The following is a 25195-nucleotide window of genomic DNA, read 5'->3' as shown; positions in this document are numbered from 1 at the left end:
CCGAGTTCTGCGTGAGGGCTGTGCGCTCGGGACTTTCGCGACCGCCATGCAGAACTGGCGGCAGCTAGTCGTGACGGATGTTCTCGCGCAGCGTCTTTCCCGGGTACGAGGTGCGGTAGCGGCCGCGACGCTGCAGTTCGGGCACGACCAGGTCGACGAACTCCTCGAAACAGCCCGGCGTGTAGGTGGCCAGCAGCATGAAGCCGTCGGCGCCACCGTCGTCGAGGAACACCTCCAGCTGGTCGGCCACCGACGCGGGGGTGCCGATGACCTGGGGCATCGAGAAGCGGAACGCGTAGATGTCGGCGGCCTCGGCCACCGTGACCCGCTCGCCGGCGCCGGTGGCCACCAGTGCGTCCTTGACGCCCTGGATCCCCGGCACCGGGATCTCGTCGAGCGGGCTGGACGGGTCGAACGTCGAGAAGTCCACGCCCAGTTGGCCGCTCAGCATCGCCAGCGACGCCTCGGGGCGCAGCAGCGACCGCAGGTGCGCCGCCTTCTCGTGGGCCTCGGCCTCCGTCGCGCCGACGATCACCTGGGCGCCGTAGTAGAGCTTGACCACCTCGGGGTCTCGTCCGGCGGCGCCCACCCGGGAGCGGATGTCGTCGGAGTAGGCACGCATCGACGCGACCGTCGGCTGGATCGCGAAGATCGCCTCCGCCGTGGACGCGGCGAACCTCCTGCCCTGTTCGCTGGCCCCCGCCTGCCAGAGCACAGGCCTGCCCTGCGGTGAGGGTGTCACGAAATGCCTTGCCCGGCAGCGGAAGTGCTTGCCCTCGAACACCACTTCGCGGATCTTCTCCGGGTGGGCGTAGACACCGGTCTCGCGGTCGGCGACAACGGCATCGGGCTGCCACGAGTCCCACAGCCGACAGCACAGATCGACGTACTCGGCGATGCGCTCGTAGCGGATCGACCGGTCCGGCATCTCCTGCCCGTACGCCGCGAATTCCGACGGCGAATACGAGCCGACGATGTTCCAGGCGATCCGCCCGCCCGAGAGGTGATCGAACGTCGAGAGCCTGCGTGCCATCGAGTACGGATGCTCGAACGCCGTCGAGAGCGTGATGCCGACGCCGAGATGTGTGGTGGCGCCGGTGATGATCGGTGTCAGCGCCGCCGGTTCGTGGGTCGGCGCCTGCACCGCGTACCGCACGGTGGCATCCGAACTGTTCTCGAACGAGTTGTACGGCGCCAGTTCGTCGGCCAGGAACACCGCGTCGAACAGGCCGCGCTCCAGGGTGCGGGCCAGATGCTCCCAGTAGGGCGGGGTTGCGTAGTCCCAGCCGACCTTGTCCTGCGGGTGGCGCCACATGCCGACGGAATGGCTGCTGACGCCGTGCTGCATGAAGGCGAGGAAATGAGCTTTGCGAGTGTGGCCGCTGATCAGTACTCCTGCAGGCTCTCGCGCAGCGTGGTGCCGGGGTAGCGGGTGCGGAACCGGCCGCGCTTCTGCAGTTCGGGCACCAGCAGCTCGGTCATGTCGTTGAAGCAGCCCGGGGTGTCGGTGGCCAGCATCATGAAACCGTTGCAGCCGCCCTCGTCGATGTACTGCTCCATCTGGTCGGCGACGTCCGACGGTGTGCCGACCGCGACCGGGGCGCCCATCGAGACCCCGTAGATCTGGGCGGCTTCGCGCACGGTCACCGGGGCCCCGTCCTTGGCCTCCAGGATCGCGTCGAACAGGCCGCGGATGCCCTGCACGTCGGCGTCGACGACGTTGTCGTCGAGGTCCAGGGTGGAGAAGTCGAAACCGGTGTGGCCGGACAGGATTCCGAGCGCGCTCTCGATCTGCACCTTCTCGACGAACTCGGCGTAGCGATCGTTCGCGCGGCCCTTGTCGCGGTCGATGATCGTCTGCAGGCCGTAGATCAGCTTCACCGATTCGGGGTCGCGCCCGGCGTTGTCGGCCCGGGTCCGGATGTCGTCGGCGTAGGCGCGCATGCTCTTTGGGGTCGGGAAGATGCCGAACACCGATTCGGCGTGCCGTGCCGCGAATTCCCGTCCCTGCTCCGAGGATCCGGCCTGCCAGAGCACCGGCCGCTTCTGCGGGGACGGGGCGACGAAGTGGCGGCCCTTGGAGCGGAAGAACTCGCCCTGGAAGTCGACCTCGCGCACCTTGGCCGGGTCGGCGAAGACGCCGTTCTCCCGGTCGTAGACGATCGCGTCGTCGTCCCAGGAATCCCACAGCTGGTAGAGCAGCTGCATGTACTCCTCGACGACCTCGTAGCGCTTGTCGCGCGGGGTCAGGTTCTCCTTGCCCATCGCCTGGAACTCGCTCTTGGAGTACGAGGTGACGATGTTCCACCCGACGCGGCCGCCCGTGAGGTGATCCAGTGTCGAGAGCTGACGGGCCATCATGTACGGCGGCACAAAGGAGGTCGACAGCGTGATGCCGATGCCGAGGTGCTGGGTGAACGCGCCGACGATCGGCACGACGCTGGCGGGTTCGTGCACCGGACACTGGCCGGCGAACTTCACCACCGGATCCGAGTTGCCCTTGTACGTGGTGTACGGGGCGAGTTCGTCGGCGATGAACATCGCGTCGAAAAGCCCACGTTCCATGGTCCTTCCGAGATCGCGCCAGTACTCCGGACGCGACCAGTGGTAGCCGACCTTGTCGCGCGGGTGCGCCCACATGGTCGACGCATGGTTCATCACGCCGTGCTGGACGAAGCCCAGCAGGTGCATCTTCTTCTTCGTGCTCACGCGTTGCTCCTTGCGTCGATGAGGAAGGCGGCGATCACGGCGACCGCGGAGCCGACGGCCAGGATGGCCGGCACGTACCAGAACACCGGGCTGACGCCGAGCAGCGCGATGACCGAGGTCGAGACCAGCACGGCACCAAGGGCTTTCCAGCTGAACGAGCCGGCGTCGTTGGCCTCCAGTGCGTCGACATCGAGATCGGCCGTCTCGCCACTGGCTGCCAGCGCCAGCACGTCCCGGCGGACCCGGAAGAACGCCTGAACGCCCAGCGTGATGTAGACGGCGGCAATGACGATGCCGACGATGACGGCGATCCAGAACGCGATCATCGGACCGGGTCCAGGTCGTCGAGCTCGGCGGCGGCTTGGCGTTTGTCCTCGGACAGCGCGCCGCCGCGCGTCTTCAGCGAGTCGTAGTCGAACGACTGTTTGGACAACAGGCTGATACCGACAGCGGCCACGAGCGAGATCGCCTCCAGGGTGATGATTCCGGTGAGTTCGCCGACGTATTCGCGGACGGGGTAGCCGACGGCGATGGCGAGCAGCAGGCTGGTCACGAAAGCCGTCGAGGTCATGCGCTTCCAGAAGATCGCCAGCCCCAGCGGGATGATCAGCGCGGCCTTGATGAAGTAGACGGTGTTGACCAGCTCGACGTAGTCGATCCCGGAGCTGACTACGATGCCGCCGAGCACGCCGGCGATGATGATCGACGCTTTCGTCCAGCGGAACAACGACTTCGGTGCGATGTCGGGTTTGAGGGGCTTGAGGATGTCGACGGCCACCACCGACGACAGCGCCGAGAACGCGCCGTCGATCGTCGAGTAGCAGGCGTTGAGGATGATCAGGACGTAGAGCGCGATCAGGATCAGCGGCAGGCCGAGATTGCTGACCACGTATGGCCCGACGCCACCGGGACCGGCCGCGCCGAGGTCCTCGACGTCGAGGTTGAACGCGAGCGCGACCAGGCCGAGCAGGCCCATCGCGATCGGGATCGGGTAGAACCACAGGCCCGCCCACACGAACGTGCGCCCCATGGTCGCGGGTTTGAGCGCCCACGCCTTCTGCCAGAACGTCTGGTCGGCCATGGTGGAGGCGAGCAGGCCGAGGGCCAGCGAGATGCCGAACGCCGCGGCGGCCTGGGTGTCGAAAGCGTTGAGCAGCTGGGGACCTGCCTCGTCGACGCGCCGGAAGACGACGTCGGGACCGCCGACCTTGGCCAAGACGTACAGCACGACCACGGCGGCGGGCACGGTGATCAGCAGCGTGTTGAACGTCGCGGTGATCGCCGACGTCCACAGCCCGCCGAAGTAGGAGTACACGGTGACGGTGGCGAGCGTGACGATCAGCACGACCGTCGGGTTCAGCCCGAAGACCACGCCCGTCACGAGCACCACGCCGAACAGGTTGATGAAGATCTCGGCGAGCAGGCCGAGCAGCATCGCGACGAGCATCACCGTGGTCGCGGGCTTGTTCTGGAAGCGTTCGCGGATGAACTCGACGATCGTGTAGCCGGCGGGCATCTGGCGCCGCAGCTTCAGTGCGAACGGCACCATCACCATGACCGCGAGGCCGTTGGGCACGACGAACCAGATCAGGCCCGAGATTCCGAACGTGTACGCCTGGGCGGACGACATCATCACGGCCATCGACCAGGTCCACACGGCGATGACGGATCCGACGCCGAAGCCGAACCCGATGCGCCGGTCGGCGATGACGAAGTCATGGGTGTTCTTCACCATCGAACGGACGGTGAACGCGACCACGAACATGAATGCGCCCAGACCCAGCATCAACGCGATGCCGATACCGGGCGACAGATCGGACGGATGGAACACGAGAACTCCTCGGCAGATTCAGCGCACCACGACGGAACAGGTTGCAGCACAACGTCTATGAATGCGCCCGGCCCGGTCGGCTGTGGTTGAGGTGGGGAGTGCGGCGAGCGGACTCCCGCCACGTCGTAGTGGCTGCGTCAGCTTCGTCGTCGTGATTACTTAAGAACAGAATATAATTCAGGGTGAGTGAAACCGCAGTGCGAGACGGCGGGGAGTCAGCTGCCCTCGAACTGGTTCTCGCCCAGGCTTTCCACGAATGCGGGCCCCAGCAGGTCGAGTTCGCGCCGGTAGTCCTGGGCCCAGGTGCCGAACGGATGGTGCGCCAGGTACTCGTTGCGGAACCGGTCGTCCTCGGACACCTCGGTGGTGCAGAACGACGGGATGGCCAGGTCGGTCACCGGGCCGTCGCGTTCCACCTCGGCGAGCAGCAGCGGGGCATCGGCCCCGAGGAAGTGGTCGATGACCCAGCCGTCCTCGCCCAGCCACACCGACGAGCGGACCTTGAGCACGACGTGGGGGGCGCGCGACACGATCTGGCCCGCCACCAGAGGGTCGAGTTCGCGCTCGGCCTCGTAGCGGGTGCCGCCGGCCGCGGGACCCTTGGCGGTCATGGTGCCCATGGCGTCGGGACCCAGGGCGGTGACGAGCTCGGCCGGGGTCCCCGACAGCTCGGCGGGCGCGGGCCCCTGGAGGCGGACACGCACCGCGTATCCGTCCGCGGCGAACAGGTACGCCTGCGCGATCAGCAGCGGGGTGGGATCGGAGGCTGCGACCGCGGGCATCTCCTGCACGAAGAACTTCCGCTCGAACTCGAAGTCGCCGGAGCCGTCGTCGGACATGTCGCGACGGTAACCCCGCCGATGTGCGCCACAGCGGACATGGCGTCCGTGTCCACTTGCCGAAGATCGCGAAAAAAATCTAGAGTTGAGCGGAACACACTCAACCTTGACTGCGTTGTAGAAGGCGACAAGCATTTCAAGGGCCCGTTGTACGGCCCTTACGTACATGGAAAGGGAGGTGTCGTGGATTCGTTCAATCCGACGACCAAGACCCAGGCGGCCCTGACATCGGCGCTGCAAGCGGCCACTGCCGCGGGCAACCCGCAGATCACGCCCGCCCACCTGTTGATGGCACTGCTGACGCAGAACGACGGCATTGCCGGACCGCTCCTGGAGGCCGTCGGAGTCGACCCCGCGACCGTCCGTGCCGAGGCTCAGCGTCTGCTGGACCGGCTGCCCAGCGCCAGCGGCTCGAGCTCGCAGCCGCAGCTGGCGCCCCAGGCGATCGCCGCGATCACCGCGGCCACCCACCTGGCCACCGAGATGGACGACGAGTACGTCTCGACCGAACATCTACTGTTCGGGCTGGCCAGCGGGGACACCGACACGGCCAAGCTGCTGACCAACCACGGCGCATCGCCCCAGGCGCTGCGCGAGGCGTTCGTCAAGGTGCGCGGCAGCGCCCGCGTGACCAACCCGGACCCCGAGGGCACCTATCAGGCGCTGGAGAAGTACTCGACCGACCTGACCGCGCGTGCCCGGGAGGGCAAGCTCGACCCGGTCATCGGGCGCGACCACGAGATCCGTCGCGTGGTCCAGGTGCTCAGCCGCCGCACCAAGAACAACCCGGTGCTGATCGGCGAGCCCGGTGTCGGCAAGACCGCGATCGTCGAGGGCCTCGCCCAGCGCATCGTGGCCGGCGACGTGCCGGAGAGTCTGCGCGACAAGACCGTCGTCTCGCTCGACATGGGTTCGATGGTGGCCGGTGCGAAGTATCGCGGTGAGTTCGAGGAGCGCCTCAAGGCCGTCCTCGACGACATCAAAAACTCGGCCGGGCAGATCATCACGTTCATCGACGAGCTGCACACCATCGTCGGCGCCGGCGCGACCGGCGAATCCGCGATGGACGCGGGCAACATGATCAAGCCGATGCTGGCCCGCGGTGAACTTAGGCTGGTCGGCGCGACCACGCTCGACGAGTACCGCAAGTACATCGAGAAGGACGCCGCGCTGGAGCGTCGCTTCCAGCAGGTGCTGGTCGGCGAACCGTCCGTCGAGGACACCGTCGGCATCCTGCGCGGGCTCAAGGACCGCTACGAGGTGCACCACGGCGTGCGCATCACCGACTCCTCGCTGGTCGCGGCGGCCACGCTCAGTGACCGCTACATCACGTCGCGCTTCCTGCCCGACAAGGCGATCGACCTGGTCGACGAGGCCGCGTCGCGGCTGCGCATGGAGATCGACTCCCGACCCGTCGAGATCGACGAGGTCGAGCGCCTGGTGCGACGGCTGGAGATCGAGGAGATGGCGCTCGCCAAGGAGGAGGACGCCGCAAGCAAGGACCGGCTGGAGAAGCTGCGTGCCGAGCTGGCGGACAAGAAGGAGGAGTTGGCCGAGCTGACGACGCGCTGGCAGAACGAGAAGAGCGCCATCGACATCGTCCGCGAGCTCAAGGAACAGCTGGAAACGCTGCGTGGCGAGGCCGACCGGGCCGAGCGCGACGGCGATCTGGCCAAGGCCGCCGAGCTGCGCTACGGCCGCATCCCCGAGGTCGAGAAGAAGCTCGACGCGGCGCTCCCGCACGCCGAGGCGCGTGAGAACGTGATGCTCAAGGAAGAGGTCGGCCCCGACGACATCGCCGAGGTGGTCGAGGCGTGGACCGGGATCCCGGCCGGGCGGATGCTCGAAGGCGAGACCGCCAAGCTGCTGCGCATGGAGCAGGAGCTGGGCAAGCGTGTCGTCGGGCAGCGCAAGGCCGTGCAGGCCGTCTCCGACGCCGTACGGCGGTCGCGTGCCGGTGTCGCCGACCCCAACCGGCCGACGGGCTCGTTCATGTTCCTGGGCCCGACCGGCGTCGGTAAGACCGAGCTGGCCAAGGCGCTCGCGGAGTTCCTGTTCGACGACGAGCGGGCGATGGTCCGCATCGACATGAGCGAGTACGGCGAGAAGCACTCGGTGGCCCGTCTGGTCGGTGCCCCTCCCGGCTACGTCGGTTACGACCAGGGCGGTCAGCTGACCGAGGCGGTCCGCCGCCGTCCGTACACGGTCATCCTGTTCGACGAGATCGAGAAGGCCCACCCGGACGTGTTCGACGTGCTTCTGCAGGTGCTCGACGAGGGCAGGCTGACCGACGGCCAGGGCCGCACCGTCGATTTCAGGAACACGATCCTGATCCTGACGTCCAACCTGGGCGCGGGCGGATCGGAGGACATGGTGATGGCCGCGGTGCGCTCGGCGTTCAAGCCCGAGTTCATCAACCGGCTCGACGATGTGATCATCTTCGACGGGCTCGACCCCGAGCAGCTGGTCTCCATCGTCGACATCCAGCTCGCACAGCTGGCCAAGCGGCTGGCCCAGCGCCGGCTGACGCTGGAGGTGTCGCTGCCCGCCAAGAAGTGGCTGGCCGAGCGTGGGTTCGACCCGCTCTACGGCGCCCGGCCGCTGCGCAGGCTGGTGCAGCAGGCCATCGGCGACCAGCTGGCCAAGATGCTGCTGGCAGGAGACGTGCACGACGGCGACGTGGTGCCGGTGAATGTCAGCGCGGACGGGGACTCGCTGATCCTGGGCTAGGGATGAGCGCTTGCGCGCTTGCGCGAAGACCCGAGAGCCGGCATGAGCGCTTGCGCGAAGACCCCGCCACACGTCGGTGTGGCGGAGTTTTTCGCGTGCGGGGCCGTCGAGAGTGCGTCCAGCGCGCGATCCGGGCCGCAACAGCGATCTGAGCGCACTCTCGGCGCGGTGAAAGGCGCGGTGATCGCCGCTGTGATCTGCGCTGTGACCTGGTTGTGATCAGCTCGGGTTCTCGCTTGGGGCCGCTGAGAAGTTACTCTGGACGCAATGGTCCCGCTTTGGTTCACGCTGTCCGCACTCTGTTTCGTGGGTGCGGCGGTTCTGCTGTACGTCGATCTCGACCGGCGCCGCGGACTGGGCCGTCGCCGCAAGTCCTGGGCCAAGTCGCACGGCTTCGACTACGAACACGAGTCCGCCGACATCCTCCAGCGCTGGAAGCGCGGCGTGATGTCCACGGTCGGCGACGTGACCGCCCGCAATGTGGTCCTCGGCCAGATCCGCGGCGAGGCGGTGTTCATCTTCGACCTCGACGACGTCGCGACGGTGATCGCGCTGCACCGCAAGGTCGGCACCAACGTCACGGTCGACATGCGTCTCAAGGGCATCAAGGAGCCGCGCGAGAGCGACATCTGGCTGCTCGGGGCGATCGGTCCGCGCATGGTGTACTCCACGAACCTCGACGCGGCCCGCCGTGCCTGCGACCGCAGGATGGTGACGTTCGCCCACACCGCGCCCGACTGCGCGGAGATCATGTGGAACGAAGGCAACTGGACGCTGGTCAGCATGCCGGTGACCAGCACGCGCGCCCAGTGGGACGAAGGGCTGCGCACCGTGCGCCAGTTCAACGATCTGCTGCGTGTGCTGCCCCCGGTGCCGACGGCCGCGACGGGTCAGCCCGTCGCCCGGCGCGCCGGTTCGCCGAGCCGCCCGATCACGCCCGCCCCGGCCGGCCGCGAGCTGCCGCCGGGCCACGCCGGACAACCGCGTCCCGAGATCGGCAGGCCCGATGCGGCACGCCGTCCCGCCGCGCCGCCTCAGCCAGCCCCGCGCAACGGGCGGCAGTCCCCGAACTATCAGCGATAAGTATTCTCTGGGGCATGCCACGCCCCGTCGCCCTGATCACCGGACCGACGTCCGGGCTCGGTGAGGGTTTCGCCCGCCGGTACGCCGCCGACGGCCACGACCTGGTGTTGGTCGCCCGGGACGCCGCGCGGCTGGAAAGCCTTGCTGCCGAACTGCGCGACGAGGCCGGCGCCGGCGTCGAGGTGATCCGCGCCGACCTGGCCGATGCCGACGACCGCGCCGTGGTCGCCGACCGTCTCCGCGCCGGTGTCCAGGTGCTGGTGAACAACGCCGGTTTCGGGACGTCCGGCGAATTCTGGTCGGCCGATTACCAGGTCCTGCAGTCCCAGCTGGACGTCAACGTCACCGCCGTCATGCAGCTCACGCACGCCGCCCTGCCGCCGATGCTCGCCGCGGGCAGGGGCACGGTGCTCAACGTCGCCAGCGTGGCCGGGTTGCTGCCCGGCCGCGGCTCGACGTACTCGGCCTCCAAGGCGTGGGTGGTGTCGTTCTCCGAGGGTCTCGCCAACGGCCTGGGAGACACCGGTGTCGGCGTGCACGCCTTGTGCCCGGGCTTCGTGCGCACCGAGTTCCACGAGCGGGCCGGCATCGACATGGCGGGCACCTCGTCCTTCCTCTGGCTCGAGGTCGACGATGTGGTGCGCGAGACGATGGCCGACGTCGCCAAGAACAAGATCGTGATCATCCCGGGCCTGCAGTACAAGGCGCTCACCACCGGCGGTCGCCTGGTGCCTCGAAACGTGGTGCGCGCGTTGACGAAAGTGGTGGGCAAGGGCCGTGGCCGGACCTGAGAACCTGTGCGGGTAATCGCCGTCCTGGCAGCGATCCTGCTCGCTGTTACCTCGTGCTCGGGCGACTCCGCCGACAGGCAGGACGTGTTCTCGGCCCCGGCGGCGCTGATGGGGGAGTCGCTGACACTGCTGGGCTGGAACATGTCGGTAGCCAATCTGCGCTTCGACACCGACCACGTCCTGGTCGACGTCGAAGCGGCGCCCGCTCAGCAGGGGCAGCCCCACGCGAAACCCGAGGACATCCGGTTCGGCCTCTACGGCGCGCTCGCCCATCCCATCGAAGCGCGCGGGGTCGGTGGTTGCGGAGACGTGACAAGCCTTGACCTGCAACCGTTGTCGGCGACACCGGACCGCATGTCCGGGACCGTGTGCCTGGGTCCGCTGCGCGACCAGTCCCAGGTGCGCGGGGTCTATGCGTACTCGCCGCGTGACCGCATCGCCGGCACCACCGCCGCGTACCCCGCGGCGTTCCCGGTCGGCGTGCTGCCGACGAACTCGAACGACACCGGGCTGACCATGAAGACCAGCAGCGTCGATGCTTTCCGTGCCGACGGCTCCCAGCTGGCCCCCGCGGCGCTGGGAGACCCGACGGCGTTCGAGGGCAACGGTTACATGCTGCTGGGCCTGGAGGTCGACGGTCTGGCCGCCCGCTACCGCGAGGACTCGGCGCAGCGCGGCGGGCCGATGATGGTGCTGGCCGCGCCGACGGTGCAGGGCAAGGGGTTCAGCCATGCCTGCGACATCTACGGCGCGTCCGTGCTCGTCCTGCCCGAGGCGTCCCGCGAGGGCGTCCAGCTGCGCGCCTCGCTGTGCACGCAGGGTGAGATCAACCAGGCACTGCTCTACGCGACGGTGTCGCTGACCGCGACGCATGCCGCGCTGTGGCAGACCAGGGATGACTGAGCCGCCCGGCCCCACCGAGTGGGGCCAGGGTCCCGGGGTGGGGCCGTGGGAGGGGGACCCGCCCGACGACCCGCGGTACGACCCGGAACTGCTGCGCAGTGGTGACACCCGCAATGTCGTTGACGCCTACCGCTATTGGACGCGCGAGGCGATCATCGCCGACATCGATGCCCGCAGGCACCCGCTGCACGTCGCGATCGAGAACTTCGGCAACGATGCCAACATCGGGGGCGTGGTGCGCACCGCGAACGCGTTCGCGGTCGACACGGTCCACATCGTGGGCCGCCGTCGGTGGAACCGCCGCGGCGCCATGGTCACCGACCGCTATCAGCGGCTGCGCCACCACGCCGGCACCGCCGAGCTGCTGGACTTCGCCGCCGACGCCGGGTTGGACGTCGTCGCCGTCGACAACGTCCCGGGCGCGGCCCGCCTGGAGGACGTCGCCCTTCCGCGGGAGTGCCTGATGATCTTCGGCCAGGAAGGGCCGGGGATCACCGACGACGCGAAAACCGGTGCGCGCCTAACGGTGTCGATCGCCCAGTTCGGCTCGACACGCAGCATCAACGCCGCCGTCGCCGCCGGCATCGCGATGCACGCCTGGATCAGGCAGCACGCCGACCTCGACCGGGCCTGGTGAGCCGGGCCGCAGAAGCCACCAGACGGCGACGGACGCGGTGAGCAGCAACGCGGCGCCGACGCCCGAGGCGACCGAAAGCCCGTGGGTGAAAGACTCTTTCGCGGCGTCGAGCAGCACCGTCTGCTGATCGGCGGGTAGGTTGTTCGCCGCGTGGATGGCGTTCGGCAGCGAATCGCGAGCCTGTGCGGCGACGGCGGCGGGGACCCCGGGAGCGATGACGACGCTGCGGTACACCGCGGTGACGATCGAGCCCAGCGTGGCGATGCCCAGCGCCATCCCCAGCTCGTAGGCGGTCTCGGAGACCGCCGCCGCGGCGCCCGCGCGTTCCTTCGGCACACTGGCCAGGATGACGTCGCTGGCCACCGTGAACGCCAAACCCAGCCCCACGCCGACGACGAACAGCGAAATGCCCAGCGGCAGATACGGAGCCGTCGGGGTGAACACGACCAGCGTCGTCATCAGGGCCGCCATCGCGACGCCGACCAGCGCCAGGCCGGTGGTGAGCACCGAGCGGTGGGAGAAGTGACGCACCGCCACCCCGGCCAGCACACCGAACACCGTGGCGGTCACCGCCGCAGGCAGTTCCGCCAGCCCGGCCTTGAGCGGGCCGTAGCCGTGCACCAGCTGGAAGTACTGGGACAGGAAGAACACCAGCCCGGACAGGCCGAGCACCGAGAGCAGGTTGGCCGCGACCACCCCGGAGAACCGTGGGTTGGCGAACAGACGTACGTCGATCAGCGGTGTGGGGAGGCGCAATTGGCGACGCACGAACATCGTCAGCGCCGCGGCGCCGACGGCCCCCGCAACCAGGATGTCGGCGCCGACGCCGTCTGCGAGACCCGTGAACCCCTCCTTGATCGCGTAGACCAGGCCGAGCATCCCGACCATCGACAGCCCGACGCTGGGCAGATCCCACGGACCCGGGTCCGGGTTGCGGTGTTCGGGCAGCAGGATCACACCGCCGACGAGCAGCACGAGCATCACCGGGATGTTGATGAGGAAGACCGAGCCCCACCAGAAGTGTTCCAGCAGTACGCCGCCCACGACGGGCCCGAGCGCGGCGCCCGCGGAGAACGCCGACGCCCAGATGCCGACGGCGATGCTGCGCTCCCGCTGGTCGGGGAACAGCCCGCGGATCAACGCCAGTGTCGCCGGGGCCAGCGTGGCGCCGGCCATGCCGAGCAGCGCGCGGGTCCCGATCAGCATCTCCGGACTGCCCGAATAGGCGTTCAGCACCGAGAACGCCGCGAATGCCGTGGCGCCGCAGAGCAGCAGCTTCTTGTGCCCGATGCGGTCGCCCAGGCTGCCCATGCTGATGAGCAGCGCGGCCAGCACGAACGAGTAGATGTCGCCGATCCAGAGCAGCTGCGTGCCGGTGGCGCCGAGGTCGGCGCTGATGAACGGCGTCGCCAGCGCGAGCACGGTGCCGTCGATGCCGATGAGCAGGACGGCCAGCGTGAGGACGCCGAGGGCGAACCATCTTCTGCTCATTTCTTCACTCCGTGAAGGTGGGTCATGAGGAGGTCACTCCGTTGAGTAGCAGCTCGATGATGAGGCGGTCGAAGTCGCGCGCGGCGGCGCGGCCGGCGCGGATCGCCCACGCGGTCGCGCCGATCAGGCTGTGGAACGCCTCGGTCAGCCACGCCGCGGTCAGATCGGGCCGGAACTCGCCGTCGCGCTGCCCGCGCAGGAACAGTTCGGTGATCGCGGTGTCGATCTCGTCCCAGATCTCCAGGGTGGTGTCGAGGTCGAGCTCCTGGCTCTGGCTGTACAGCAGGGCGAGGTACGGCGAGACCGGCTCGCAGGCGCTGACCAGTCGACGCAGTGCCTCGGTGGCCGAGTCCTCCTGCAGCCGAGCGGCTTTCAGCACCTCGCGCATCTCGGCGATCGCGAGCTCCTCGAGTGCCGCCATCAGCGCGAGCCGGCCGGAGAAGTGCCGGTGCAGCGTGGCCCGGCTGACGCCGACGGCGGTGGCGATCTCGTCCTGGGTGGCGTTCGGCCGTCGGCCGAGGAAGTCGGCGGCGGCGCGCAGCAGCTGATCGCGACTCGAGGACATGAGACAACTGTAGCTCACATGAGACATATTTGTCTCATAGCCTGTCGGCGTCCGGTAGGGCAGGATCATCCGCATGGATCAGATGTGGGCCAACCGCGCGGCCAGCGCCGAAGCCGCCATCGCCGCGCGGCACCTCAGGCAACTATGGGGGCTGCCGGGCACCCAGCTCGGCGTCGTCGCGTGGCCCGCCGCAGGCCGGCAGCGCCGCTTCGGGATCTGGCACTACTGGTGGCAGGCGCACCTGCTGGACAACCTGGTCGACGCGCAGGTCCGCGACCCTCGGCCCGAACGTCTCGCCTCCCTCAACCGGCAGATCCGTGGGCACCGGTGGCGCAACCTCGGCAAGTGGACCAACAGCTACTACGACGACATGGCGTGGCTCGCGCTGGCGCTCGAACGTGCAGGCCGGCTGGCCGGGGTGGGCAGGCCCAAGGCCCTCGACACCTTCGCCGACCAGTTCCTCACGTCGTGGGTCCCCGAAGACGGCGGCGGCATCCCCTGGCGCAAACAGGACCAGTTCTTCAACGCCCCCGCCAACGGGCCCGCCGCGATCTTCCTCGCGCGCCACGGCGACCGGTTGCGCCGCGCGCAGCAGATGGCCGACTGGATCGACGAGACGCTGATCGACCCCGAGACGCACCTCGTGTTCGACGGCATCAAGGGCGGGTCGCTGGTGCGGGCGCAGTACACCTACTGCCAGGGCGTCGTGCTGGGCGCCGAGACGGAACTGGCCCTGCGCACCCAGGACCCGCGCCACGCAGAACGGGTGCACCGCCTGGTCGGCGCGGTCGCCGAGCACATGGCCCCCGGGGGCGTGATCAAGGGCGCCGGCGGCGGGGACGGCGGCCTCTTCAACGGCATCCTCGCGCGCTACCTCGCCCTGGTCGCCACCACGCTGCCGGGCGACTCGCCCGAGTCCGTCCAGGCCCGCGAGGTCGCGGCGACCACGGTGCTGACCTCGGCGCGCGCGGCCTGGGACAACCGTCAGACCGTCGACAACCTCCCGCTGTTCGCCGCGTTCTGGGAGCGCACCGCCGAGGTGCCGGCGGCGGGGACCGGAGACGCACAGTTCGTCGAGGGTGCGGTGAACTCCTCGGAGATCCCCGAACGCGATCTGTCGGTCCAGCTGGCCGGGTGGATGCTGATGGAGGCCGCGCACAGCGTCGCGGGCGGCACGTCGGCCTCGGTGACCGAGAGTGACAGTGACTGAAGCGACCGCCCAGCGGGGTTTCCCGCTGCTGCCCTCGCGGCTCAACCGGGGCAGCAAGGCCACCAGAACCACCGACAACACCGCGGCCGCACTGCTGCTGACGTTCACCGTCATCGCGATCCTGTGGGCCAATTCTCCGTGGGCAGATGTCTATTCGGCCCTGCTGAACACCCATGTCGGCGTCAGCGTCGGTGCCCATCACTTCGACATGACGGTCAAGCACCTCGTCAACGACGCGTTGATGACGTTCTTCTTCTTCATCGTCGGACTGGAGGTCACCCGCGAGTTCACCATCGGCGAGCTCACCGATCGCTCCCGCGCCGCGGTCCCGGTGGTCGCCGCCGCGGCCGGCCTGGTGCTGCCCGCCGTCGTGTTCCTGGCGTTCAACCCGTCCGGCGAGAACGCCGCGGCATGGGGCGTGGTCATCTCCACCGACACCGCGTTCTTGGTCGGGGCGCTGGCCATCATCAAGCCGATGTTCCCGGCGCGCGTGCGGCTGTTCCTGCTCACCCTGGCCGTGGTCGACGACGTCGGGGCGCTCATCGCGATCGCGGTGTTCTACTCCGACGCCGTGCAGGTCGGCCCGCTCGTAGTGTCGGTGGCGCTGATCGCCGCGCTGGCGCTGGTGCGCTACCTGCCCAAAGAGCGCGGCCCGGCGTACGCGGTCCTCGGCGTGGCGCTGTGGATCGCGCTGTATCTGGCAGGCATCCACCCCACGCTCGCCGGCGTCGCCGTCGCGCTGCTCATCCCCGTCTTCACCCCGGAGCGTCGCCCCGTCGAGCGGGCGGTCGAACAGATCCGGGCCTTCCGTCAGTCGCCCAACTCCCAGTACGCGCGCGCCGCGAGCCGCTCACTGAGGGAGTCGATCTCGATCAACGAGCGGCTGCAGGCCGCGGTCGGGCCGACCGTGTCGTTCGTGATCCTGCCGCTGTTCGCGCTCGTCAACGCCGGGGTGTTGCTCGACGGCCAGAGCCTGATGACCGCGCTGCGCTCACCGCTGACGTGGGGCGTGGTCGCGGGCCTGGTGATCGGCAAGTTCCTCGGCATCACCGGTGCGACGTGGCTGATGCGGCGCACCGGTCTCGGCGAGCTGGCCCCCGGGCTGACGTTGCGCCGGATCGCCGGTGGCGCGGCGCTGTCGGGCATCGGGTTCACGATCTCGCTGTTCATCGTCGACATCGCGATCGCCGATCCGAGTCGTCAGGACCAGGCCCGCATCGGCGTGCTCGCCGCGTCGGTCATCGCCTTCGCATTCGGGTGGGCCATCTTCCGGATGACCGACTGGCTGAGCCCGCCCGAACCCGTCGGTCTCAAGCTGATCCGGCCCGTCGACCCCGACCGCGACCACTCCCGCGGCCGGCGCGACGCGCCGCTGACACTGGTCGAGTACGGCGACTTCGAGTGCCCGTTCTGCAGCCGCGCGACCGGGGCGATCGACGAGGTGCGCGCCCACTTCGGCGACGAGCTGCTCTATGTGTGGCGCCATTTCCCGCTCGAGCGGGCCCACCCGCGGGCCTTCGACGCCGCCCGCGCCAGCGAGGCCGCGGCGCTGCAGGGCAGGTTCTGGGAGATGGCGCGCCAGCTGTTCGCCCATCAGGACGACCTGGAGTGGTCGGACATGTACCGCTACGCCGTGGCGGCGGGGTGCGACATCGAACGCTTCGACCAGGACGTGCGGGTGCACTCGTCGAAGGTGCTGCACCGTGTGCAGGACGACGCCGAGGACGCCGATGCGATGGACCTGAACGCGACGCCGACGCTGTTCGTCAACGGCAAACGGCACAAGGGGCCGTGGGACGCGGCGAGCCTGATCCGGGCGCTCGAAGAAGGACGGGAGGGCCGCTCGCAGGGACCGATCTAGGTGGGCTGCTCGTCGGCTTCCATGGGCGGGGTCGGGATGCCGGCCCGTTTGGCGGCCCTGCGGCGCTTGTACCACTCGATCGCGATCGGCAGCACCGACAGGATCACGATGCCGATGACGATGGGTTCGAGCAGCTTCTGGATGATCTCGATACGGCCCAGCCAGTAGCCGAGCAGTGTCAGACCGGCGCCCCATACGATCGCGCCGACGGCGTTGTAGAGGGTGAACACCGCGTAGTTCATCTTGGCCGCACCCGCGGTGATCGGTGCCAGCGTCCGCACGATCGGCACGAACCGCGCCACCACGATCGCAAACGGTCCGCGCTGCTCGAAGAACAGGTGGGCCTCGTCGAGGTACTTCTGCTTCAGGAACCGGGCGTTCGGCTTGAACATCGCGGTGCCGACGTTGCGGCCGATCCAGTAGCCGACCTGCGCGCCGAGGACCGCCGCGATCGGGATGAACAGCAGCAGCTGCCACAGCTGGAAGTCGGCGTTGGCGACATTGCCCTCCTTGGACGCCGCCGCGGTGCCCGCGGCGAGCATGCCGGCCACGAAGAGCAGCGAATCACCCGGCAGCACCGGGAACAGGACGCCCGACTCGACGAACACCACGACCAGCAGCCCGATCAGCGCCCAGGTGCCGAAGTAGCTCAGGAGGTTGATGGGGTCCAGAAAATCCGGCATCAGGGCAAGAGTGTCGACAACCACGGCTCCCTAGGGTACCGGCGCTAGTGTTTGACCATGTCGACCCACAAGTCCACCCATACGGCCGTGCAGGTTGCCTCCGCCAACGAATCGCTGACCGTCGTCGAGGTCGAGACCCCGTCCACGCCGCCGGGTCACGTGCGCCTCTCGGTCGCCGCGTGCGGGGTGTGCGGCACCGACCGGGAGTTCCACGCCGGCCACTTCCCCGGGCTGCAGTGGCCCATCACGCTCGGTCACGAGATCGCCGGCACCGTCGCCGAGGTCGGAGACGGCGTCGAGGACTTCGCCGAGGGTGACCGGGTGGCCGTGGGCTGGTTCGGCGGCAACTGCAACCGCTGCGTCCCGTGCCGCAAGGGCGCGTTCATGCAGTGCCAGCGCATGCAGGTGCCCAGCTGGCACTACCCCGGGGGCTACGCCGAAACGGTGATCGTCCCGTGGACCGCGCTCGCGCGGATCCCCGAGGGGATGTCGTTCGTCGAGGCGGCGCCGATGGGATGTGCGGGGGTGACGACGTTCAACGGCCTGCGCCAGACGCGCGCCAAGGCCGGCGACGTGGTCGCCATCCTCGGTGTGGGAGGGCTCGGGCATCTCGGCGTGCAGTGGGCGCGGGCGATGGGATTCGAGACCGTCGCGATCGGCCGCGGCACCGGCAAGGCCGAGGAGGCCAAGGAGTTCGGCGCCCACCACTACCTCGATTCGACCGCGCAGGACGTCGCCGCAGAACTGCAGAAGCTGGGCGGTGCGGCCGTCGTCCTGGCCACCGCCAACAACGCCGAGGCCATGGCTGCGACCGTCGGTGGGCTGGGGCCGGCCGGCGAACTCGTCGTGGTCGGGGTGACCGCGGACAACCTGCCGATCAGCCCGCTGGACCTGATCAATGCCGGGCTGTCGGTGAGCGGGCACCCGTCGGGGACGGCCCGCGACGTCGAGGAGACGATGCACTTCGCCCAGTTGACCGGAGTGCGCGCGAAGACCGAGGAGGTCCCGCTGGACCGGGCCGCCGAGGCGTTCGATGCGATGGACGCCGGCCGCGCCCGTTACCGCATGGTTCTGACCGTGTGAGACCGACGCGTTCTTGAGATACTTGCCTGCAACCCCGGCCGAGAGGAAACGTCATGCCCATCGCCACGCCTGAGGTCTACGCCGAGATGCTGACCCGGGCCAAGGAGCACTCGTTCGCGTTCCCGGCCATCAACTGCGTCGGCTCGGAGAGCGTCAACGCCGCGATCAAGGGCTTCGCCGACGCCGGATCCGACGGCATCATCCAATTCTCCACCGGCGGAGCCGAATTCGCGTCCGGTCTGGGGGTCAAGGACATGGTGACCGGTGCGGTGGCACTCGCCGAGTTCGCGCATGTGGTCGCCGCCAAGTACGACGTCACCGTGGCCCTGCACACCGACCACTGCCCCAAGGACAAGCTCGACACCTATGTCCGGCCGCTGCTGGCGATCTCGTCGGAAAGGGTGCGCGCGGGCGGCAATCCGCTGTTCCAGTCGCACATGTGGGACGGCTCGGCGGTGCCGATCGACGAGAACCTGTCGATCGCACAGGAACTGCTGAAGCAGGCGGCCGCGGCGAAGATCATCCTGGAGATCGAGATCGGCGTCGTGGGCGGCGAGGAGGACGGCGTCGAGGCCGAGATCAACGACAAGCTCTACACCACGCCGGAGGACTTCGAGAAGACCATCGAGGCCCTCGGGACCGGCGAGCACGGCAGATATCTGCTGGCCGCGACGTTCGGCAACGTGCACGGCGTCTACAAGCCGGGCAACGTCAAGCTCAAGCCCGAGGTGCTCGCCGAGGGCCAGAAGGTCGCGTCGGCCAAGCTGGGACTCGACGAGGGTTCCAAGCCGTTCGACTTCGTATTCCACGGCGGCTCAGGGTCTTTGAAGTCCGAGATCGAGGACTCGCTGCGCTACGGCGTGGTCAAGATGAACGTCGACACCGATACCCAGTACGCGTTCACCCGTCCGATCGTCGGGCACATGTTCTCCAACTACGACGGCGTGCTGAAGGTGGACGGCGAGGTCGGCAACAAGAAGGTGTACGACCCTCGTAGCTACTTCAAGAAGGCCGAGGCCTCGATGAGCGAGCGCGTCGTGGAGGCGTGCAACGACCTGCACAGCGCAGGCCGCAGTGTGTCGGCCGGCTGAGCCGCCAATCGGACCGGAGCCGGCTGAGCCGGCAATCAGGCCGGAGCCGGCTGAGGCGGCTTACTGAGGGGCCTGGCAGATCTTCCACTGCTCGTCGCGGAACTGCAGGTCGAAGCTGCGGGTGGAGCGGGTCTGCGGGGCGTAGGCCATGAACGTCGTGACGTTGGCCTCGGCGTGGTCACCGTTGACGACGATCTGGTCGATGCTGGCGACCACCGGGTAGCGGCCGGCCTCGGCGACGCGACGGTGGGTGTCGGACCACTTCTTGTCGTCGAGGCTGTTGTAGGACTCGGCCGTCGTGCCGCACGTGATGCTGCGCAGCGTCGCGAGGTCGCCCTTCTCGATGGCGGCGTCGTAGTTCTGGATGGTGGTGCGGACGTTCTCCTCCTGGGAGGCCGCCGGTGAGGACTGGCGGGTCAGCAGCACGGTGGCGGCGATCGCCACCGCCGCCAGCGCCAGGATGACGAGCACGATCGCCACCACCCAGCCCCACTTGCGCTTCGGTCTGGGCGGTTTCGGCGCGTCGCCGCGTGCCGGGATCGCCTGCGGCGCAGCGGGTTTCTGGGCTCCGAACGCCTCGGTGGGCGCGTTGCCCGGATCGCGGACCGTGAACGCCTCGGTCTCCGGGTCGTTGGGCCGGTTGATGATCTGCGTCGAGCCGGCGTCGAAACCCGACGGGGCAGTGAACCGCCGCTCGCCCTGACCCGCCGTGGAATCCCCGTCCTGCGGTTCGGCGGGGGCGAACACCTCGGTGGCCGGCTCGTGCTCGCTGTCGGCCCCCTGCAACACCTCGGTCTCGGCCTCGCGCGACTCCGGAGTCGTCTCGTCCGGGTCGTCTGGCCGTCCTGCGTTCGACATACCGCGGAGCTTAGCCATCCGCAGTGACGGCCGCCTACGCCCTCACGGCACAATGGGGCTCATGACTCGGATGGGTGACCTCCTCGGACCGGACCCTGTGTTTCTGCCCGGCGATCCCGAAGCAGAGGCCGAACTCGACGCGGCGGAGAACCCGTCGATCGTGGCCGCGGCGCATCCCGCGGCGTCGATCGCGTGGGCGGTGCTCGCCGAGCAGGCGCTGAAGGCCGAGCAGGCCGTCGCCGCCTACGCCTACGCCCGCACCGGGTACCACCGCGGCCTGGACGCGCTGCGCCGCAACGGGTGGAAGGGATTCGGTCCCGTGCCGTTCTCGCACGAGCCCAATCAGGGGTTCCTGCGCTGCGTCGCGGCGCTGGCCCGCGCCGCCGAGGCGATCGGCGAGACCCCCGAGTATCAGCGGTGCCTGGACCTGCTCGACGACTGCGATCCCGCGGCCCGCGTCGAGCTGGGTCTGAGCTAGCGGTTCTGGCTCTCGCACTCGCAGTCGGCGGCGGTGTCCGGCGGCTCGACCTGCACGGTCGCGTGGTCGAGTCCGCGGGCGGTCAGCACGGCGCGGGCATCGTCGAGGACGCGCGCGGAGTCGCGATTGCTGGTCAGGTGCGCGGTCACCATGTCCTTGCCGGGTACCAGCGTCCACACGTGCAGGTCGTGCACCTCGGTCACCCCGTCCACGGCGCACAGCGCCGCGCGGAGTTCCTCGACGTCGATGTGGCTGGGTGAGGACTCCGAGAGGATCCGCAGCGCGGCGCGGGCCAGGGCGATGGCCCGGGGGAGCACCCACAGCGCGACGAGCACGGCCACGACGACGTCGGCGTAGGGCCACCGGGTCGTGACGGTGACGATGCCGGCGATGAGGACACCGATGCTGCCGACGGTGTCGGCGACGACCTCCATGTAGGCGCCCTTGACGGCCAGGCTGTCCTCGGAGTGCGACCGCAGGAGCAGGACTACGGCGGAGTTCGCGATCAGGCCGGCGAGCGCGACGACGATCATCGGAACGCCGGGGATGTCGGGCGCGTCGCCGAAGCGCTCGATCGCCTCGTAGAGGATGAACGCCGCCACACCGAGCAGCAGCACGGCGTTGGCGACGGCGGTGAAGACTTCGGCACGGTGCCAGCCGTAGGTCCGCGACGGCGAGGTGCTGCCCCGTCTGGCGAGCAGCACGGCGGTCAGCCCCATGAACATCGCGACCAGGTCGGTCAGCATGTGGCCGGCGTCGGCCAGCAGCGCGATCGAATTGATCGCCAGTGCGGTGGTCAGCTCGACGACGAAGAAGACGGTGAGGATTCCCGCGGCCAGGACCATGCGCGAGACCTTGGTGTCACCACCGTGGCCGTGATCGTGTCCTGCACCCATGCCCAGCAATATATGCATAATGCTGCATATGTGGCAAGGGCGCTAGCGCCAGGCCGACCAGAACCGGGTCAGCTGGCCGCCGATCGCCGACAGGGTGGAATTCACCCCGGACAGATCGAACAGCCAGTACACCGCGCCGAAGAACCACTGGTTCAGCGGTGGTGCGATCAGCAGGATGAGCAGGATGAAGAAGCCCCACTGCTTGGCCGGGGCCACCGCACGCTGCGTCTGCGGGCTCAGGTGCGGCTCGAGCGCGCCGTATCCGTCCAATCCCGGCACCGGCAGCATGTTCAGCAGGAACGCGGTCACCTGCAGGAACCCCAGGAAGGCCATCCCCGCCCAGAACACCGCGTGCGCCGGGTCGTAGAACAGCCGGGTGAGTGCGAGCAGTAGTACCGCGAACACCAGGTTCACCGCGGGACCGGCGAGGCTCACGATCGTCTTCTGCCGTGGGCTCATGAACGCGGTCTGCACGAACACCGCCGCGCCGGGCAGGCCGATCCCGCCGAGCGCGATGAAGAGCACCGGTAGCCCCAGCGACAACAGCGGATGGGTGTACTTGAACACGTTCAGCGTCAGGTATCCGCGTGCCGCGACGTCGTGGTCGCCGAATCGGTACGCCGAGAAGGCGTGCCCGAACTCGTGCAGACACAGCGTCACGACCCAGCCGGCGATGACGAACACGAAGACCGCGACGTAGGCCATCGGCCGGGCCTCCGCGCCCGCCGTCCACGCCAGGGCCCCGCCCGCGGCGGTCACCGCGATCAGCGCCAGGAAGATCGGACTGGGCCGCACCGACCGGCGCAACGGGCGAATGCTCACCTCGCCGAGGCTAGACCTTCAGCCAGCCCTCGGTGTGGCGGTAGAACGTCGACCGGCGAACCGGCCGCGGCACCGCGTCGCCGTCGCGCACCACGCGCGCACCGGTGGTGCCGAGCTGCGCGGCGCGACCGCTGACCCATCGCCGGGGCCGCCACCGGCCACCGGCCACCGCGGCCCGCAACCCGGGCATGGTGGCGATCGGCTCGATCCGCACGGCCGGCACCTCGCCGTCGAAGAGCCGCTCGTCGTCGACGACGGCCTCGCCGCGCAGCGTGCGCTGCCCGTCCGGGGGACGCCAGAGCGCGGCGCCGACGATGACGGTGCCGGTCTCGTCGCGGATCAGCGGCACCCGGGTCGCCGCGGAGGTGCACGCGCGCCGGGCCTGCCAGAAGCGCCGGACATGGGCCACCTCGACGTCGAGCCGGTCGGCACGCAGCAGCGCCGTCAGCACCGTCGCGAGGTCCCTGGGCGGGCCGACCACGATCAGGCGCCGGTACGACGTGAGGTCGCCGGCGCCGACGTCGACGGCGGGCAGCCGGCGCAGCGCGCGCGGAATGCGGCCCGCGCCGGGGCGCACGACAGCGACTTGCCGGATCATCGAGGGGTCCAACGAGCTCCTGAGATAGGGTGGGTCACCGGCTGCACACAGTATCGAAGCGCAGCAATGAGCGGAAAGACGCGAGAGGCTCTGCGATGCCGGCAATCGTCCTCATCGGCGCCCAATGGGGCGACGAGGGCAAAGGTAAGGCCACCGACCTTCTGGGCGGGCGGGTTCAGTGGGTGGTTCGTTACCAGGGGGGTAACAACGCCGGGCACACCGTGGTGTTGCCCAGCGGCGAGAACTTCGCCCTGCACCTGATCCCGTCGGGCATCCTGACCCCGGGCGTGACGAACGTGATCGGCAACGGTGTGGTCGTCGACCCGGGGGTGCTGCTCACCGAACTCAAGGGTCTCGAGGACCGCGGTGTGGACACCGAGCGGTTGCTGATCTCGGCCGACGCGCACCTGCTGATGCCCTATCACGTCGCGATCGACAAGGTCGTGGAACGGTATGCCGGCAGCAAGAAGATCGGCACCACGGGCCGCGGCATCGGGCCGTGCTACCAGGACAAGATCGCGCGTCAGGGCATCAGGGTCGCCGACGTGCTCGACCCGAGCCTGCTGGCCGAGAAGATCGAGGGCGCACTGGAATTCAAGAACCAGGTGCTCGTCAAGATCTACAACCGCAAGGCGCTCGACACCACCGAGGTCGTGGAGAACCTGCTGGCCCAGGCTGAAGGATTCCGGCACCGCATCGCCGATGCCCGCCTGCTGCTCAACGAGGCGCTGGAGAACGGCGAGACGGTCCTTCTGGAGGGTTCGCAGGGCACGCTGCTCGACGTCGACCACGGCACGTATCCCTTTGTCACGTCCTCGAATCCAACCGCGGGCGGCGCGTCGGTGGGCTCGGGCATCGGCCCCACCCGCATCACCACCGTGCTGGGGATCCTGAAGGCCTACACCACCCGCGTCGGGTCGGGACCGTTCCCGACCGAGCTGTTCGACGAGTACGGCGAGTACCTCGCCAAGACCGGTGGCGAGGTCGGTGTCACCACCGGGCGGCGGCGCCGCTGCGGATGGTTCGACGCCGTGATCGCACGCTATGCGACCCGCGTCAACGGCATCACCGACTACTTCCTGACCAAGCTCGATGTGCTGTCGAGCCTGGAGACGGTGCCGATCTGCGTCGGCTACACCGTCGGCGGCAAGCGCACCGACGAGATGCCGATGACCCAGAGCGACATCGCCCGCGCCGAACCGATCTACGAGGAACTGCCGGGCTGGTGGGAGGACATCTCGGGCGCCCGGGAGTTCGACGACCTGCCGGCCAAGGCGCGCGACTATGTGCTGCGCCTGGAAGAGCTTGCGGGCGCCCATGTTTCGTGCATCGGCGTGGGTCCGGGTCGCGATCAGACGATCGTGCGCCGCGACATCCTGGCGCCGAGGTGACGGCCGAGGACCCCAGGGCCCTGGATCCCGACTACGACAGCCACGGCGGGTTCCCCAACTTCACCCCGGCCGAACCGGGGGCCGGGTTCGGGCGGTTCCTGACGGCCATGCGCCGTGCGCAGGACCTGGCGGTGTCGGCCGACCCGGATGCGGCCACCTGGGACCGGGCGGCCGATCTCGCGGAGGATCTCGTCACGCTGCTGGAGCCGTTCGAAGCCGGCGAGGGGGTGGGTCCAGCCAACCGGGTGCCGTCGCTGCCCGGGGCCGGCAGCCTGCTGATGCCCCCCTACCGGGTGACCACGTTCGAGCCCGCGGGTGTCGAGCTGGAGGTACAGTTCAGCCGGTTCTCGGTGGGCGGGAACCGTGCCGTCCACGGCGGCGTGCTTCCCCTGTTGTTCGATTCGGTGTTCGGCATGGTGATCCACGCGGCCGGTCGTCCGATCAGCAGGACAGCGTTCCTGCACGTGGAGTACCGCAAGGTGACACCCATCGACACGGTGCTGACCGCACGCGGCTGGGTTCGCGAGGCACAGGGACGGAAAGCGTTCGTCAACGCCGAACTGCGTGATCCCGACGGAAACCTGCTCGCCGAGGCGAACGGTCTGATGATCAGGCTGCTGCCCGGGCAGCCGTAGTTCGGGAGGC

At 68.9% G+C, this 25195-nt stretch carries 24 protein-coding genes; 12 read left to right on the top strand and 12 right to left on the bottom strand.

All coding sequences use genetic code 11. The features are described 5' to 3' along the window. Window positions 1-64: 64 nt before the first annotated feature. The 5 genes from FHR72_RS00190 to FHR72_RS00170 all read right to left on the bottom strand — a co-directional run bounded on the left by FHR72_RS00190 (window position 65) and on the right by FHR72_RS00170 (window position 5379). On the bottom strand, window positions 65-1348 hold the full coding sequence (locus FHR72_RS00190; RefSeq protein ID WP_183465862.1) for an LLM class flavin-dependent oxidoreductase: 1284 nt from the start codon (window positions 1346-1348) through the stop codon (window positions 65-67). A 38-nt stretch (window positions 1349-1386) separates the two neighbouring features. Continuing rightward, a complete protein-coding gene (locus FHR72_RS00185; protein WP_311736003.1) occupies window positions 1387-2709 on the bottom strand; it encodes an LLM class flavin-dependent oxidoreductase in 1323 nt (440 codons plus the stop codon). Next, the gene (locus tag FHR72_RS00180; protein ID WP_183465860.1) at window positions 2706-3035 is read right to left on the bottom strand and encodes a hypothetical protein; all 330 of its coding nucleotides are present in this window, start codon (window positions 3033-3035) and stop codon (window positions 2706-2708) included. The genes FHR72_RS00185 and FHR72_RS00180 overlap by 4 nt, the downstream gene beginning before the upstream one ends. Further along, the gene (locus tag FHR72_RS00175; RefSeq protein ID WP_183465858.1) at window positions 3032-4540 is read right to left on the bottom strand and encodes a sodium:solute symporter family transporter; all 1509 of its coding nucleotides are present in this window, start codon (window positions 4538-4540) and stop codon (window positions 3032-3034) included. The genes FHR72_RS00180 and FHR72_RS00175 overlap by 4 nt, the downstream gene beginning before the upstream one ends. Before the next feature lie 215 nt (window positions 4541-4755). Continuing rightward, window positions 4756-5379 carry a CYTH domain-containing protein gene (locus FHR72_RS00170; protein ID WP_183465856.1) on the bottom strand — a complete coding sequence of 208 codons (624 nt, stop codon included), beginning with the start codon at window positions 5377-5379 and terminating at the stop codon, window positions 4756-4758. Window positions 5380-5562: 183 nt separating this feature from the next. On the opposite strand from FHR72_RS00170, the gene clpB reads away from it, so the two are divergent. From clpB to FHR72_RS00145, 5 genes are all read left to right on the top strand, one after another. Next, window positions 5563-8109, top strand: a complete 2547-nt coding sequence (gene clpB / locus FHR72_RS00165; RefSeq protein WP_183465854.1) for an ATP-dependent chaperone ClpB — start codon at window positions 5563-5565, stop codon at window positions 8107-8109. A gap of 267 nt (window positions 8110-8376) precedes the next feature. Continuing rightward, complete coding sequence (gene ttfA, locus FHR72_RS00160) at window positions 8377-9192, top strand: trehalose monomycolate transport factor TtfA (RefSeq protein ID WP_183465852.1); 816 nt, start codon at window positions 8377-8379, stop codon at window positions 9190-9192. Window positions 9193-9206: 14 nt separating this feature from the next. Next, the gene (locus FHR72_RS00155; RefSeq protein WP_183465850.1) at window positions 9207-9983 is read left to right on the top strand and encodes an SDR family NAD(P)-dependent oxidoreductase; all 777 of its coding nucleotides are present in this window, start codon (window positions 9207-9209) and stop codon (window positions 9981-9983) included. 6 nt (window positions 9984-9989) lie between these two features. Next, window positions 9990-10886 (top strand): hypothetical protein, encoded by an 897-nt coding sequence (locus tag FHR72_RS00150; RefSeq protein WP_183465848.1) that lies wholly within the window; start codon window positions 9990-9992, stop codon window positions 10884-10886. After that, entirely contained in the window at window positions 10879-11523 is a 645-nt protein-coding gene (locus FHR72_RS00145) for a TrmH family RNA methyltransferase (protein WP_183465846.1), read from the top strand. The genes FHR72_RS00150 and FHR72_RS00145 overlap by 8 nt, the downstream gene beginning before the upstream one ends. Here the strand turns inward: FHR72_RS00145 and FHR72_RS00140 are convergent. Both FHR72_RS00140 and FHR72_RS00135 read right to left on the bottom strand, forming a co-directional pair. Further along, window positions 11407-13014 carry an MFS transporter gene (locus FHR72_RS00140; RefSeq protein WP_183465844.1) on the bottom strand — a complete coding sequence of 536 codons (1608 nt, stop codon included), beginning with the start codon at window positions 13012-13014 and terminating at the stop codon, window positions 11407-11409. The two genes, FHR72_RS00145 and FHR72_RS00140, sit on opposite strands and share 117 nt — an antisense overlap. A 22-nt stretch (window positions 13015-13036) precedes the next feature. Continuing rightward, window positions 13037-13579: a TetR/AcrR family transcriptional regulator gene (locus tag FHR72_RS00135; RefSeq protein WP_183465842.1), complete on the bottom strand. Its 543-nt coding sequence runs from the start codon at window positions 13577-13579 to the stop codon at window positions 13037-13039. 73 nt (window positions 13580-13652) lie between these two features. Between FHR72_RS00135 and FHR72_RS00130 the strand changes: the two genes are divergently transcribed. Then, window positions 13653-14789, top strand: coding sequence for a glycoside hydrolase family 76 protein (locus tag FHR72_RS00130; protein WP_183465840.1), 1137 nt, complete (start codon window positions 13653-13655; stop codon window positions 14787-14789). Then, entirely contained in the window at window positions 14782-16650 is a 1869-nt protein-coding gene (nhaA, locus tag FHR72_RS00125; protein WP_183465838.1) for a Na+/H+ antiporter NhaA, read from the top strand. Before FHR72_RS00130 ends, nhaA begins: the two co-directional genes overlap by 8 nt. Here nhaA and FHR72_RS00120 read toward each other — a convergent pair. Then, a complete protein-coding gene (locus tag FHR72_RS00120) occupies window positions 16647-17333 on the bottom strand; it encodes a DedA family protein (RefSeq protein WP_183465836.1) in 687 nt (228 codons plus the stop codon). The two genes, nhaA and FHR72_RS00120, sit on opposite strands and share 4 nt — an antisense overlap. 57 nt (window positions 17334-17390) lie before the next feature. Between FHR72_RS00120 and FHR72_RS00115 the strand changes: the two genes are divergently transcribed. Both FHR72_RS00115 and fbaA read left to right on the top strand, forming a co-directional pair. Beyond that, window positions 17391-18416: an alcohol dehydrogenase catalytic domain-containing protein gene (locus tag FHR72_RS00115; RefSeq protein ID WP_183465834.1), complete on the top strand. Its 1026-nt coding sequence runs from the start codon at window positions 17391-17393 to the stop codon at window positions 18414-18416. Between the two features lie 53 nt (window positions 18417-18469). Continuing rightward, window positions 18470-19507, top strand: coding sequence for a class II fructose-bisphosphate aldolase (gene fbaA / locus FHR72_RS00110; protein WP_183465832.1), 1038 nt, complete (start codon window positions 18470-18472; stop codon window positions 19505-19507). A 60-nt stretch (window positions 19508-19567) separates the two neighbouring features. Here fbaA and FHR72_RS00105 read toward each other — a convergent pair whose 3' ends face one another. Next, complete coding sequence (locus FHR72_RS00105) at window positions 19568-20365, bottom strand: Rv0361 family membrane protein (RefSeq protein ID WP_183465830.1); 798 nt, start codon at window positions 20363-20365, stop codon at window positions 19568-19570. A 61-nt stretch (window positions 20366-20426) separates the two neighbouring features. Between FHR72_RS00105 and FHR72_RS00100 the strand changes: the two genes are divergently transcribed. After that, window positions 20427-20843: a DUF3151 domain-containing protein gene (locus FHR72_RS00100; protein WP_183465828.1), complete on the top strand. Its 417-nt coding sequence runs from the start codon at window positions 20427-20429 to the stop codon at window positions 20841-20843. On the opposite strand, the gene FHR72_RS00095 is transcribed toward FHR72_RS00100, so the two are convergent. From FHR72_RS00095 to FHR72_RS00085, 3 genes are read right to left on the bottom strand one after another with little or no spacing between them, the layout of a single operon-like run. Next, window positions 20840-21739, bottom strand: a complete 900-nt coding sequence (locus tag FHR72_RS00095) for a cation diffusion facilitator family transporter (RefSeq protein ID WP_183465826.1) — start codon at window positions 21737-21739, stop codon at window positions 20840-20842. The two genes, FHR72_RS00100 and FHR72_RS00095, sit on opposite strands and share 4 nt — an antisense overlap. A 42-nt stretch (window positions 21740-21781) precedes the next feature. Continuing rightward, window positions 21782-22561 (bottom strand): site-2 protease family protein, encoded by a 780-nt coding sequence (locus tag FHR72_RS00090; protein ID WP_183465824.1) that lies wholly within the window; start codon window positions 22559-22561, stop codon window positions 21782-21784. A gap of 10 nt (window positions 22562-22571) precedes the next feature. Further along, window positions 22572-23159 carry a peptidase M50 gene (locus FHR72_RS00085; RefSeq protein ID WP_183465822.1) on the bottom strand — a complete coding sequence of 196 codons (588 nt, stop codon included), beginning with the start codon at window positions 23157-23159 and terminating at the stop codon, window positions 22572-22574. A gap of 95 nt (window positions 23160-23254) precedes the next feature. On the opposite strand from FHR72_RS00085, the gene FHR72_RS00080 reads away from it, so the two are divergent. Both FHR72_RS00080 and FHR72_RS00075 read left to right on the top strand, forming a co-directional pair. Further along, entirely contained in the window at window positions 23255-24550 is a 1296-nt protein-coding gene (locus tag FHR72_RS00080; protein ID WP_183465820.1) for an adenylosuccinate synthase, read from the top strand. Continuing rightward, window positions 24547-25185, top strand: coding sequence for a PaaI family thioesterase (locus tag FHR72_RS00075; RefSeq protein ID WP_183465817.1), 639 nt, complete (start codon window positions 24547-24549; stop codon window positions 25183-25185). Before FHR72_RS00080 ends, FHR72_RS00075 begins: the two co-directional genes overlap by 4 nt. Window positions 25186-25195 lie beyond the last annotated feature (10 nt).

It is taken from the genome of Mycolicibacterium iranicum (assembly GCF_014190915.1).
Taxonomy (GTDB): Bacteria; Actinomycetota; Actinomycetes; order Mycobacteriales; family Mycobacteriaceae; genus Mycobacterium; species Mycobacterium iranicum_B.
Note: the sequence above shows the minus strand (reverse complement) of the source record. Positions and strands in the feature narration are given on the sequence as shown.